A 13,129-nucleotide genomic window follows, 5' to 3' on the forward strand; every position below is an offset into this window, starting at 1 on the left:
GACGCAGCCGATCAAGCGCGCTGCCCGTTCCGCCACGCAGCTCAATGTTCCGGGTGCAGCGCGTCGGCCAGATACATGCAGGTCAGCATGGTGAAGATATAGGCCTGGATCAGCGACATCAGCAGTTCGAGCGCGGTGAGCGCAACCGTCATGAGGAGCGGCAGGATGGCGGCGACGATGCCGACCGCGCCGAGGCTCGTCAGGCTGACCACGAAGCCGGCAAAGACCTTCAGCGTTATGTGCCCGGCCAGCATGACCGCGAACAGGCGGACCGAATGGCTGACCGGCCGCGACAGGTAGGAGACGATTTCGATCGGCACGATGAGCGGCGCCAGCACCAGCGGAACGCCCTTGGGCAGGAACAGACGGAAGAAGCGCAGGCCATGCGCCCAGAGCCCGTAAAGCGTCACAGTCAGGAACACCAGCATGGCGAGTGCGAAGGTGACGATGATGTGGCTGGTGACCGTGAAGGCAAAGGGCAGCAAGCCGAGCAGGTTCGCCATCAGCACGAACATGAACAGCGAGAACACCAGCGGGAAGAACCGCATGCCGGCCTCGCCGGCATTGTCGCGCAGGGTTTTTGCCACGAACTCGTAGAGCAGTTCGGCGCTCGACTGGATCCGCGACGGGACAAGTTCGCGCCGCAGCGTTGCGCCGAGCAGGAACAGGCCACCCAGAACCGTGGCGGCGACCATATAGGCTGCGGAATTGGTGAAGGCGATTTCTTGTCCGGCAATCTCGCCGAATGTCACGATCGGCTTGATCTCGAACTGCTTTAGCGGACTGGCCATCCGGACCTCCTCCTGCTGTTGGTGAAAACGGTTTGCGAGAAGGCATCACGCAAGCGAGAGCGCAGCAGCGCGCTGTGCTCAATCGCCCGGAAAAGGGAGAAGGTGATGCTGGCCGGCGGCAAGGAGATCAGGCTAGGACAAGGCGCCATCGTTCGGGTTCCCGAAACAATGGGGTCGTCCCCGATACAGATCCGAAGGCGCGGGTCGTCCAGCGCACGAGCCTGATAGCTTCAACCGATTGGGATGGCCACCCCTGCAAGGCAGCCCAGATTGTCGCACGGGGCCGCGAGCGATCCGGCTCAGCCGTCGCTTGCCCGCCTGCCGCGTTTCGCGCGCGAACCAGTCGAGCTCTCCCGGTCGGCATCCGAACGGCTCGTTGCCTTACCGGAAAGAGCGACCGCGATCGCTTCCTTGAGATCATCGCCACTGACCGGCTTGTGCAGAATGCGGAAGCCGCTCGCCGTCGCCTCTCGGATCCGCGACGGCGAGGTATCGCCCGTCACGACAATGCCCGGCACTGAGCGGCCGAGATACGCCGACAGCAACTTGATCGCCTCGACGCCGGTGGCATTGTCCTTCAGGCGGTAGTCGGCCACGATCAAGTCGACGGGCGCCGGCCCCTCCTTCGCGGCTTTCCCGTGAGCAGCCTCCACCTCTGCGGCGGATTGCCCGGCATAGACCCGGTGCCCCTCCACCGTGAGCAAGCCGACCATCGCGTCGAGCACGTCTCGCTCATCGTCGACGACCATCAGGCTTGCCGCAGTCTCGACCTGCGTTGCGCTGCTGACCTGATAGGCGGGTGCAGAGACCTGGACCACAGGGAGTGTCACCGAGAACATCGAGCCGCGACCCGGCACCGAGACCAGTTTCAGTGGGTGGCCCAGCAGCTCAGCCGTCCTGCGCACGATCGCCAGGCCAAGGCCGAGCCCCAGGGCCTTGTCACGCGCCGGATTGTGCAGCTGCACGAATTCCTCGAAGATCGCCCCCTTCTGATCCTGCGGTATGCCGAGGCCGGTGTCCCAGACCTGGATTTCCACCGCCACGCCACGCCGACGGCAGCCGAGAAGCACACCGCCCACATTGGTGTAGCGGAAAGCGTTGGTGAGAAGATTGTCGAGGATCCGCTTCAGCATCATCGGATCGGTATCGACATGGAGAGACGTGTCCACGACCCGCCAGCTTAACCCCTTCGATCGGGCTGACGCGAAAAACTCGCCACGCAGGTTGCGGAAGAGTTCACCGAGATCGACATTCTCCCTGGCCACGGTGACGACGCCGGCGTCGAGCTTCGAAATGTCGAGCAGCGCGTTGAGCAGGCCGCTCAAATTGCCGACGATCGCCTTCGCCGAACTGGCCAGGCTGCGCGCTTCGCCGGATGGCACGTCGCCACGGCGGCCAAGCACCGACAAGGTCGAGATCAGCAGGCCGAGTGCGTGGATCGGCTGGCGCAGATCGTGCGACGCTGCTGCAAGGAAGCGCGTCTTGGCACGGTCGGCACTCTGCGCGCGATCCCGTTCCTCCTGCAGGTGCCCGATCAGCCCCACATTCTCCAGGCGCAACCGGATCATCTCGTGCAGCATGCGGTAGGCGATGCGGCCATAATAGATGTTGATGGCGATCAGGCAGGCGAGCAGGAAAAGATAGGCATCGCCAACAGGCCCCGGCATTGTCGTGAAGCGCGCGGCAACCGGCAGCGTCGTCGCCAGAATCGAACCGATCAGTGCCGGCGGAAAGGCCGACATGGACGGGATGGTACCGCTGACCAGCCCGGCAAGAATGGCGACGATGAAGGCAAACAGATGTGGCTGGTCGGGCACGTAGCCGATCCAGGTCAGTGAGCCCCACAGCAAGCCCGAAATCCATGAAAAGCCGGCGGCGGCCCAGGCCCATCTGCGCAAGGAGGCAGGCGTGCGGGGGTGTTTCCAGAACCGTCGGGCCGTCAGAACGCGCGCCGCGATCAGTGCATAGACGGCAATGGCCCAGGGCACGAGCCAGTTCGTCGGCACCGAACCGTAAAGCACATAGATGATGCCCAGCGAGATTGTGACATTGGAGATGACCACGCCATAGGCATTGCGATAGAGGTGCTCGATCAGGGCTTCCTGGATCTTGTCTTCCTGCATCGAACCTCTCACGCTGCTGACCGCATTGGTCTGCCCGTTTTCCAAGCTTGTCGCTTGATCTATCGCCCGCGCATTTCCCATACGTTAGCAATCGCCGAATTAAGCTGTCGTCCCCAGGACAGAGACATCATGAATCGCCCGCTGACCGCCATCCTCGCCGACGATCACGCCATCATGCGCGAAGGCGTCAAGCTGCTCATCGGCGCAATGGAAAATATCTCGGTGGCGGCGGAAGCGGCGGACGGCGAGACGCTGCTCAAACGCGTGCGCGACACCAGGGCCGACCTGCTCGTGCTTGATCTCGGCATGCCCGGCGTTTCGGGCGTGCCGTTCATCGCCGAAATCAGGGAGCTGGCGCCACGGCTGAAAATCGTCGTGCTGACCGCCAACATCGAGCCGCGAACAGTCCGGCTGGCGCTGGAATTCGGAGCGGATGCCTATCTCACCAAGGACGGCGACCCCGAGGAACTCGGCGCGGCGATCGAGGCGCTGCGGCAAGGCGAAACCTATCTTGCGCAAACGGTTCGGTTCGCGGTCAGCGAGCCGGACAGGAGAAGCCGTGCGCCGGATGCGCAGGAAATCATTTCGCCGGTGCCGTTGACGCAGCGGGAACGTCAGATCCTGCTTCTGGTGGCGCAAGGCATGACGGCGCGCGAAACCGCCGAACGGCTCGGCATCAGCCAGGCCACGGCCCGCAAGCATCGTGAAAACCTGATGCGCAAGCTCGACCTGCACAACATTGCCGAGCTGACCGCTTATGCGGTTCGGCTGGGATTGCCCACCGGCTGAAATTGCTGCCTCCGTTGCCATCGCTCCGGTAACACCTGCTTAACCAAGATCATCGTAGCGGCGACGGGCGCATGCCGAAATACGGCATCTGCCGTATGCCTCCACGGCCCTTGTCCTCCTATCCCTTTCCGCGACGGCTGAAGCCGGACGGTCCGCACGCCCGAGGGCGTCACCGGACGAAGGGAGGACCGCATGCCATCGCTGCAGCCTTGGATTCCATTCATTGTGGCGACAGCCACGTTTGCGTGCATGCCCGGACCGGCAATCCTCTACATGACCGCGCAAACCGTGGCCCATGGTCACCATGCCGGATTGATGGCGGCGCTCGGCATCCATCTCGGTTGCTATTTTCACATAGCCGCCGCCACGATCGGCCTGGCAACCTTGATCGAGAGCGCACCGACAGCATACGCCGCCATCCGTTTCGCCGGGGCCGCCTATCTGATGTGGCTCGGCGTCACCATGTTCCTGGGCCGGAGCCATGCGGCCCAGGACAACAAACCACATCAGCCGAACACGCTGCGCCACAGCATCGTGGTGGAAGTGCTCAACCCGAAGACCGCCCTGTTCTTCCTGACTTTCCTGCCGCAATTCGTGGATACCAGCACGACTGTCCCGGTCTGGCTGCAGTTCCTGGTCCTCGGTATGGTAGTCAACCTGGTGTTCTCGGCTGCCGATGTCGCCGCCGTGGGCCTTGCCTCCGTGACGCTCGGGCGACTGTCGTCGACCACGTCGAGCTGGGTCGTGCCGAAGGCATGCGGCTCGATCCTGATCGGACTCGGTGTGGCGCTCGTCACCCATCAGGTCTAGCCCGCGCAGGGCTCGATCGCGATCGACGGCGGGCTGTCATGCTCTACGCACATCGTCGTACTAGGATTCCTCGACATGGTCATGCCATGCTGACTTTACGCGCGCGTCCTTGCTAGACTGCAAAAGGGTGAGGGTTCGCATGTGGCGGCTGGAGGGCCGCGGTCCATTCGGGAGGAACCATATGGCGATGATCTCACGCGCGATCGCGGTCGCGCTTCTGGCAAGCGTTTCACTACCGGCAGCCGCGCAGCAGTTTTCAGACAACAAGGTCAAGATCGGCATTCTGAACGACCAGTCGGGCGTCTATGCCGATTTCGGCGGCAAATGGTCGTATGAGGCGGCCAAGATGGCGGTCGAGGACTTCGGCGGCAAGGTGAAGGGGGTGCCGATCGAAGTCGTCACCGCCGACCATCAGAACAAGGCCGATATCGCTTCCAACATCGCGCGCCAGTGGTACGACACCGAGCAGGTCGACGCGATCATGGAACTGACGACGTCCTCGGTTGCGCTCGCGGTCCAGGGCATCTCGAAGGAAAAGAAGAAGATCGACATCGTCACCGGTGCGGCGACGTCCGAACTCACCGGCAAGTCCTGCTCGCCTTACGGTTTCCATTGGGCTTACGACACCCATGCGCTGGCCGTCGGAACCGGCGGTGCGCTCGTCCAGCAAGGCGGCGACACCTGGTTCTTCCTGACCGCGGACTATGCCTTCGGGTATTCACTCGAAGAACAAACCTCGAAATTCGTGACGTCGAAGGGCGGCAAGGTGGTGGGCGCGGTGCGCCATCCGCTCGCCACCACCGACTATTCGTCCTTCCTGTTGCAGGCACAATCTTCCGGCGCCAAGGTCATCGGTCTCGCCAATGCCGGCCTCGACACCGCCAACGCGATCAAGCAGGCTGCGGAGTTCGGCATCGTCTCGGGCGGTCAGCGCATGGCGGCGCTGCTGTTCACCCTTGCCGAAGTGCATGGTCTCGGCCTGGAGGCCGCACAGGGCCTGACGCTGACGGAAGGCTTCTACTGGGATCGCGACGACGAATCCCGCGCCTGGTCGAAGAAGTTCATGGACCGCACCGGCCGCATGCCCAACATGATCCAGGCGGGCACCTATTCTGCAGTGCTTCAGTATCTCAAGGCCATCGACAAGGCCGGCACCGACGAAACCGAAGCGGTTTCGAAAAACCTGCACGAGATGCCGGTCGAGGACGTCTTTGCCCGCGGCGGCAAGGTCGGTCCCAATGGCCGCATGATCTACAACATGTATCTGATGGAAGTGAAGAAGCCGTCGGAGAGCAAAGGCCCGTGGGATTATTACAAGGTTCTCGCGACCATTCCCGGCGACGAGGCCTACACCAAGCCTGCGGAGTCCGGATGCCCACTGGCGCAGTAGGGCGCAGCCAAGAACAGGGACGGGCGTATCGTTGAGCACCGAACCCCAATCGAACCCGCCCGTCCTGTCGGCGCGTGGCCTGCGGCGTGATTTTGCCGGTTTCGTTGCCGTGAAGGATGTCGACCTCGACGTCCATCACGGCAAGATCCACGCGCTGATCGGTCCGAACGGGGCCGGCAAGACGACCGTGTTCAACCTTCTGACCAAGTTCCTGCAGCCGACCGCGGGCACCATCACGCTGGCCGGCCAGGACATCACCAAGGCAGCGCCGTCCAAGGTGGCGCGCATGGGCGTCGTGCGCTCGTTCCAGATATCGGCGACCTTTCCGCACCTGACCGTGCTCGACAATGTGCGGGTGGCGCTGCAACGTCCGAACGGTCTCGCCACCCAGTTCTGGCGTTCGCTTTCCACGCTCGACCGGCTGACGCCGAAGGCGATGGAGCTGCTGCAGGCGGTCGGCCTGGACAATGCCAGGAACAGGCTGGCATCCGACCTTTCTTATGGCCGCAAGCGTGTGCTGGAGATCGCCACCACCCTTGCCCTCGACCCCAAGGTCCTGCTGCTGGATGAGCCGATGGCCGGCATGGGGCACGAGGATGTCGGCGCGATCTCCAGGCTGGTCCACACCATTGCGAAGGATCGCGCCGTACTCATGGTGGAGCACAATCTTTCCGTCGTCGCCGATATCGCCGACTGGGTGACGGTGCTGCAGCGCGGGCAGACGCTGGCGGCGGGCGACTACGATACGGTGAGCAAGGACGAGCGCGTGCGGGTCGCCTATATGGGGACCGAACATGACTAGCGCGGCGCCCCTGCTCTCGGCTCGTGGCCTGAACGCCTGGTATGGTGAAAGCCATGCGTTGCATGGCGTCGATCTCGACATCCGCGAAGGCGAGACCGTCACGCTGCTTGGCCGCAACGGCGTCGGCAAGACGACGACATTGCGGGCGATCATGGGGCTGATCCGCAAGCGAACAGGCCAGGTGACGTTTGCCGGCAAGGACCTGATCCGCATGCCGCTGCATCACACCGCACGTGCAGGCATCGGTTATGTGCCGGAAGAGCGCGGCATCTTCGCCACGCTGACCGTGGAAGAGAACCTGATGCTGCCGCCGATGGTGGCCTCGGGCGGCATGAGCGTCGACGAGATCTTCGAGCTGTTCCCGAACCTGAAAGAGCGGCGCAACAGCCAGGGCACCAAGCTCTCGGGCGGAGAGCAGCAGATGCTGGCGATCGCGCGCATCCTGCGTACCGGCGCCAGGACGATCCTGCTCGATGAACCGACGGAAGGGCTGGCGCCGGTGATCGTGCAACGCATCGGCGAATTGCTGGTGGAACTGAAGCGCCGCGGCATGACGATCCTGCTGGTGGAACAGAATTTCCGCTTCGCCAGCCGTGTCGCCGACCGCTTCTACCTGATGGAGCATGGCAAGGTGCTGTCGGAGTTTCCGGTCGGCGAACTCGAGAACAGGATGGATGAGCTGCATGACGTGCTGGGGGTCTGAACGGTGATTTTCGGCATCCCCATCCAGGCCTTTGCCGGACAGCTGCTGGTCGGGCTGATCAACGGCTCGTTCTACGCGATGCTGTCGCTTGGCCTTGCCATCATCTTCGGCCTGCTGCGCGTCATCAACTTCGCCCATGGCGCGCAATACATGCTCGGCGCCTTCATCGGTTATCTCATCCTCGCCAAGCTCGGCATCGGTTACTGGCCGGCATTGATCCTGGTGCCGGTCGTGGTCGGCCTGTTCGGCATCGTCGTCGAGCGGCTGGCGCTGTCGCGGCTCTATGACGTGGACCCGCTCTACGGTCTGCTGTTCACCTTCGGGCTCGCCTTGGTGCTGGAAGGCGTATTCCGTTACATCTATGGCGTTTCCGGCAATCCCTATCCGGTACCGCCCGCGCTCGCCGGCGGCGTCAATCTCGGCTTCATGTTCCTGCCGATCTATCGCGGCTGGATCGTGGTGGCATCGCTCATCGTCTGCCTGGGCGCCTGGCTGCTGGTCGAAAAGACCAAGTTCGGCGCCTACCTGCGCGCCGCCACCGAAAACCCCAAGCTGGTGCAGGCGTTCGGCGTCAATGTGCCATTGCTGCTGACGCTGACCTACGGGCTCGGCGCCGGTCTTGCCGGGCTCGCCGGCATCATGGCTGCGCCGGTCTACCAGGTCAGCCCGCTGATGGGCTCCAACATGATCATCATCGTGTTCGCGGTCGTGGTGGTCGGCGGCATGGGTTCGATCCTGGGAGCGATCCTGACCGGCTACATGCTTGGCCTCGCCGAGGGCCTGACCAAGGTGTTCTATCCGGAGGCGTCAAGCATCGTCATCTTCGTGATCATGGCGATCGTGCTTCTGATCCGCCCGGCCGGCCTGTTCGGGAAGGACGCCTGATATGGCTGACGCGACGGTCCACGCGAGCAAGACCGGAACCGCGAACCGCGTGGAGATGGTGCTGATCGGGCTCGGCGTGGTGGCGCTGCTGGCGCTGCCCTTCTTCGTCTACCCGATCTTCCTGATGAAGATGATGTGCTTTGCGCTGTTTGCCTGCGCCTTCAATCTTCTGCTCGGCTATACGGGCCTGCTATCTTTCGGCCATGCCGCGTTCTTCGGAGGAGCCGCCTATTTCACCGCGCATGCCGTGAAGGTCTGGGGCGTCCCGCCGGAAATCGGCATTCTCATCGGGGTCGCCGGTGCTGCCCTGCTCGGCCTCGTCATCGGCTTCTTCGCCATCCGCCGCCAGGGCATCTATTTCGCCATGATCACGCTGGCGCTTTCGCAGATGTTCTTCTTCTTCTGCGTGCAGGCCAGCTTCACCGGCGGTGAGGACGGCATCCAGGGCGTGCCGCGCGGAACCTTCCTCGGCCTGTTCGACCTGCATGACGAACACACGATGTATTACTTCGTCGCCGCCAACTTCCTGCTTGGCCTGTTCATCGTCTGGCGCATCGTCAATTCGCCCTTCGGCCTCATCCTGCGCTCGATCCGCGAGAATGAGAGCCGCGCCATCTCGCTCGGCTATTCCGTGCAGAACTACAAGCTTGCCGCCTTCGTGATGTCGGCGGCGCTCGCCGGGCTCGCCGGTGCGATCAAGGCGCTGGTCTTCCAGTTCGCCACGCTGACCGACGTCGCCTGGCAGATGTCGGGCGAGGTCATCCTGATGACGCTGCTGGGCGGTATCGGCACGATGGCCGGCCCGATCTTCGGTGCCGGCTTCGTGGTTGCCCTGCAGAACATGCTGGCGACCTCCGACTTCCCCGTCACCATCGCCACCGGCCTGATATTCATGGTCTGCGTGCTGATCTTCCGGCGCGGCATCGTCGGCGAAATCTATGCCTGGCTCGACCGCCGACGCGGAGACAAGCCGGAGTAGCAGGACGGGTGCTTGTTGGCGATCAGCGGCCGAGAAGAACACCTACATCGATGGCATCGGCCATTGCCCGGTTGCCCTCGTCGCCGGGATGGAGATGGTCTCCGGAATCGAAAGCCGCGATGAGACGGCCGGGATGGCCAGGGTCACGCAGGACTGCATCGAAATCCACGACGGCATCGAAGGCTCCGCTTTCCCGGATCCAGCGATTGACCTCCTGCCGCAGCACGTCCTTGTCGGGATTGTAGTAGTCACCAAGCGGCGTTCCGCTGAGCGCACCCTCGAAGGGAGGCAATGTCGCTCCGACAAGGCGCACATTGTTGGCACGCGCCAGCGCGATGACCTGCTGATAACCGGCGATCATATCGTCAATCGACGGGCGCTGCTGTGTTCGACCAAAATCGGTGCCCGGCCAGGAAATGTCATTGATGCCGATGAGCAGAACGACCGCTTTCAGCCCGGGCTGGGAGAAGACGTCCCGCTGCAGTCTTGCGGCGACATTCACACCCATCTTGTCCTGAAGCAGCCTGCCGCCGGAAATGCCGGCATTGAGAACCGCGACATGGTCGGGTGCGAGCCGTTGCGCGAGAAAATCCGACCAGCGTGTATCGGCGTCGACGGTCGCCCCGTTGCCATCGGTGATTGAATCGCCGACCACAGCAACTGCACCGTCATTCCGGGTTTCCACGCGCACCTCGCTGAGAAACATGCGGGCGTCCGTCGTCGCCGTCGAAAGGAAATCGCCTGCACGGGTGAGATCGCCATTGCCGAACCATGCCGTCTGGCGCCCGTCCCAATGGAATGTCGCCAGCGGTGTCTCGTCGGGCAGGTAGATCGAGACGGCGAGTTTCGCCCGCGTCTCGACGGTCAGCTCCAGTGGATCGCTGATGGCCGGGGCGCCGGGTGGAACAAGGATCCCATCCTTGCCGCCAAAAGTGACCTTGTGGATCGTGGCCGGCTCGACCGCTCCGTTGTCACCCGCGAGTCCCACGCTGGCGGCGCCGATCTTCAACGGCTGATCGCCATAGGCGTTGGAGAACACCAGGCGCACACGGTCGCCGCCGAGGCTGACCCGCACGACCTGCCTGATGGTCTGGTCTTTCACCGATTGCGGGATCTTGGTTGGAAGAGCGAAATCCGGCTTCCACACCGGTTGCGGGCTCGCCATCCAGGTACCGACCCAATTCTGCTCGCCGGCATGGGCGGCAAGCGACCCGGAAAGAGCCGCGCCGAGCGCAAGGGCGACAATGAGGAGAGCGGAGCGGATTGAGCTTCCGAGACGTGACGTCTCCTTGACAGTCGGGGAAAAAGGTGCCGGACGCATGATGTTTCTCGTTCTTCATTCAAAGTCGCCAGAAAATAGATCCTGGGCTTTGAGTGAAACAGAGTGCGTGCAGGACCATCACTTATGAACCAAAGTCATCAAAAAGGACCGACTTCTGACCGGAAGACCCGGCTAGCCGGGCCTCCGCTCCAGCACCAGTTCGAGGCATTGGCGTTTCAGCTCCACGATCTGCGGATCGTCGCGCAGCCGGGGCCGGTCGAGGCCGACATCGATGACGGACCGGATCCGGCCGGGATTGGCCTCGAGCACGATCACGCGATCGCTGAGGTAAAGCGCTTCCTCGATGTCATGGGTCACCACGACGATGGAGACGTTGTTGCGATCCCAGATGCGCAGCAGTTCGTCCTGCAGGCGCAACCGCAGCAACGAGTCCAGGGCGCCGAAAGGCTCGTCCATGAGCAGGATGTTGGGCTCGGACACGAGCGCGCGGGCAATGGCGGCGCGCTGCGCCATGCCGCCGGAAAGCTGCTTGGGATAGGCGTCGATGTAATCGGACAGTCCGACGAGGTCGACATAGTGCCGGATGCGGGCGACCTTCTCCTTGCCCGACAGATCGAGCGCCTCGAGCGCCAGGCCGACATTGCCGGCGACGGTCAACCACGGAAACAGGCGATGGTCCTGGAAGACCATGGCCACGTCGCGATTGAGGCCCTTGGTCTCCTCACCGGATACGGCGATGCGGCCGGAGTAGCCCTGATCGAGGCCGACGATCAGCCGCAAAAGGGTGGATTTGCCGCAACCGGATGCACCGAGGACGCCGACGATTTCGCCCTTGCCGACCGTGAAGGATACATCGCGCAGGATTTCCCGCGGCACGCCGTTGAGGCTGAACGACTTGCCGACACGGCCGATCGACAGGGCCGCTGATGCAGACGACATCGGGCTACTCCTTTGCCCAGGGGAACAGGGCGGTGAACAGACGTTCGCAGGCATTATTGAAGGCCACGCCACCAGCGGCGAGGACGAAGACACCGACCAGGACGATATCCATGCGGAACTGGTCGCGCGCGCTGGCAATGAAGCTGCCCAGGCCGCGACCGTTGCCGATGGCGTATTCGGCGCCGATCGTGCCGATCCATGCCGAAAGCACGGCGATGCGGAATCCGACCTGGATGGTCGGCAGCGCGGCGGGAAGATAGAGCCGGAAAAGCCGCTTGCCGAAAGGCAGGCCGAGCGTCCGTGCCACTTCCTCCAGCGCCTTCGGCGTGGAGCGGATCCCGCGCTCGGTTGCCAGGAAAATCGGGAAGAAAGTCGACAGCGCGGTAAACACCAGCTTGGTCGTCTCGCCATTGCCGAACCAGGCCGTGAACAGCGGAATCCAGGCAAAGACAGCAATCTGGCGCGCTGTATGGATGGTCGGCGCGACACCGAGCGAAGCGACCCGCGACAGGCCGCACAGCATGCCGAGGACCAGCCCGAGCACGGCGCCGGTCAATCCGCCGCCGACGACACGCAGGACGCTTGCGCCGAGCGAGGCCCAGACCTCGCGCCCATCCGGATCGACGAACGGGACACGCAGGACCTCGAGCGGCGAGACGAAGAGCGGACTGGCGGCGACCCCGCTGCCCGCCGCAAGCGCCCAGGCCGCAAGCAGTCCGAGCGGAACCCAGGCTCCTTTCGGGATGGTGGCCAGGACGCGCAGGAACGGGGCCTCAGCCATGGCGCAGCTCCGGTGCCGCGAAATGCGCTTCGAGCCGGCGCAGCAAGGCATCCAGCAGGAAACCGGCGACACCCACGACCAGCATGCCGACAATGACGATGTCGAGCTGGAAAAGCGTGCGGCCCCACACCATCAGATAGCCGATGCCATCCGTGCCGGCGAGCATCTCGACAACGATCAGCGAGACGAACGCCTGCGCGCTTGCCAGGCGCAGGCCAGTGAAGAAGAACGGGATGATCGCCGGCAGCGTCAGCTTGAGGAAACGGGTCCTGCGCGGCAACGCCAGGACGTCCGCGACTTCCTTGAGACGCGGCGGGATGTTGCGCACGCCTTCGGCGATGCTGATCGCCATCGGCACAAAGCACGCCTTGGCCAGGATGACGAGCTTCAGCGATTCATCGATGCCGAGCAGCAGGATCAGGACAGGCAGCCAGCCCAGCGACGGCACGGTGGCAATGGCTCGAAAGGTCGCGCCGAGATAGGCGTCGGCACGTTTGGAGAAACCGACCAGCAGGCCGAACAGAAAGCCGAGCGATGCGCCGATCAGCAGGCCATAGGCAATGCGCGTGAAGCTGATGGCGACGGCCGAGACGATTTCACCGCCACTGACCAGGTCGAGAAGTGTCTGCCATACCCAGGCGGGAGGCGGCAGGACCTGCACCGATACCCAAGCCCGATCTGCCGCGACCTGCCACAGAAGTGCCAAGGCAGCCGGCAGCGCTATCGCAACAGGCAGTCTCGCGACGAGCCGGCGGCTTCGATCGGCCAGCGGCTTCAGCCGTAGCCGAACGCCCGCTGCGGATGGAGCGCTGAAATCGCGCGCCGTTTTCAGATCGACCGAAGCCATCCTGGAAT

At 63.5% G+C, this 13,129-nt stretch carries 13 protein-coding genes; 7 read left to right on the top strand and 6 right to left on the bottom strand.

The genetic code is table 11. The features are described from left to right. Positions 1 to 41: 41 nt before the first annotated feature. Together AC3WTO_RS21980 and AC3WTO_RS21985 are read right to left on the bottom strand one after the other, a co-directional pair. Positions 42 to 791: a F0F1 ATP synthase subunit A gene (locus AC3WTO_RS21980; protein WP_492463049.1), complete on the bottom strand. Its 750-nt coding sequence runs from the start codon at positions 789 to 791 to the stop codon at positions 42 to 44. Positions 792 to 1,090: 299 nt separating this feature from the next. Next, the gene (locus tag AC3WTO_RS21985; protein WP_492463050.1) at positions 1,091 to 2,914 is read right to left on the bottom strand and encodes a hybrid sensor histidine kinase/response regulator; all 1,824 of its coding nucleotides are present in this window, start codon (positions 2,912 to 2,914) and stop codon (positions 1,091 to 1,093) included. Positions 2,915 to 3,043: 129 nt separating this feature from the next. On the opposite strand from AC3WTO_RS21985, the gene AC3WTO_RS21990 reads away from it, so the two are divergent. The 7 genes from AC3WTO_RS21990 (at position 3,044) to AC3WTO_RS22020 (ending at position 9,272) form a co-directional block, all read left to right on the top strand. Continuing rightward, positions 3,044 to 3,703, top strand: coding sequence for a response regulator (locus tag AC3WTO_RS21990; protein WP_492463051.1), 660 nt, complete (start codon positions 3,044 to 3,046; stop codon positions 3,701 to 3,703). Positions 3,704 to 3,895: 192 nt separating this feature from the next. Next, the gene (locus tag AC3WTO_RS21995) at positions 3,896 to 4,513 is read left to right on the top strand and encodes a LysE family translocator (RefSeq protein WP_492463052.1); all 618 of its coding nucleotides are present in this window, start codon (positions 3,896 to 3,898) and stop codon (positions 4,511 to 4,513) included. A 187-nt stretch (positions 4,514 to 4,700) separates the two neighbouring features. Continuing rightward, positions 4,701 to 5,903: an ABC transporter substrate-binding protein gene (locus AC3WTO_RS22000; RefSeq protein WP_492463238.1), complete on the top strand. Its 1,203-nt coding sequence runs from the start codon at positions 4,701 to 4,703 to the stop codon at positions 5,901 to 5,903. Positions 5,904 to 5,934: 31 nt separating this feature from the next. Further along, positions 5,935 to 6,705: an ABC transporter ATP-binding protein gene (locus tag AC3WTO_RS22005; protein WP_492463053.1), complete on the top strand. Its 771-nt coding sequence runs from the start codon at positions 5,935 to 5,937 to the stop codon at positions 6,703 to 6,705. After that, the gene (locus tag AC3WTO_RS22010; protein ID WP_492463054.1) at positions 6,698 to 7,408 is read left to right on the top strand and encodes an ABC transporter ATP-binding protein; all 711 of its coding nucleotides are present in this window, start codon (positions 6,698 to 6,700) and stop codon (positions 7,406 to 7,408) included. The genes AC3WTO_RS22005 and AC3WTO_RS22010 overlap by 8 nt, the downstream gene beginning before the upstream one ends. A 3-nt stretch (positions 7,409 to 7,411) precedes the next feature. Further along, a complete protein-coding gene (locus AC3WTO_RS22015) occupies positions 7,412 to 8,293 on the top strand; it encodes a branched-chain amino acid ABC transporter permease (protein WP_492463055.1) in 882 nt (293 codons plus the stop codon). Positions 8,294 to 8,348: 55 nt separating this feature from the next. After that, positions 8,349 to 9,272, top strand: a complete 924-nt coding sequence (locus AC3WTO_RS22020) for a branched-chain amino acid ABC transporter permease (RefSeq protein ID WP_492463239.1) — start codon at positions 8,349 to 8,351, stop codon at positions 9,270 to 9,272. A gap of 22 nt (positions 9,273 to 9,294) precedes the next feature. On the opposite strand, the gene AC3WTO_RS22025 is transcribed toward AC3WTO_RS22020, so the two are convergent. The 4 genes from AC3WTO_RS22025 to AC3WTO_RS22040 form a co-directional block, all read right to left on the bottom strand. After that, a complete protein-coding gene (locus AC3WTO_RS22025; protein ID WP_492463056.1) occupies positions 9,295 to 10,593 on the bottom strand; it encodes an SGNH/GDSL hydrolase family protein in 1,299 nt (432 codons plus the stop codon). Positions 10,594 to 10,725: 132 nt separating this feature from the next. Then, positions 10,726 to 11,493, bottom strand: coding sequence for an ABC transporter ATP-binding protein (locus AC3WTO_RS22030; RefSeq protein WP_492463057.1), 768 nt, complete (start codon positions 11,491 to 11,493; stop codon positions 10,726 to 10,728). Positions 11,494 to 11,497: 4 nt separating this feature from the next. Beyond that, on the bottom strand, positions 11,498 to 12,274 hold the full coding sequence (locus AC3WTO_RS22035; protein WP_492463058.1) for an ABC transporter permease: 777 nt from the start codon (positions 12,272 to 12,274) through the stop codon (positions 11,498 to 11,500). After that, the gene (locus AC3WTO_RS22040; protein ID WP_492463059.1) at positions 12,267 to 13,121 is read right to left on the bottom strand and encodes an ABC transporter permease; all 855 of its coding nucleotides are present in this window, start codon (positions 13,119 to 13,121) and stop codon (positions 12,267 to 12,269) included. Before AC3WTO_RS22040 ends, AC3WTO_RS22035 begins: the two co-directional genes overlap by 8 nt. Between the last annotated feature and the right edge of the window lie 8 nt (positions 13,122 to 13,129).

It is taken from the genome of Mesorhizobium sp. EU05-FHT14A09 (assembly GCF_058790995.1).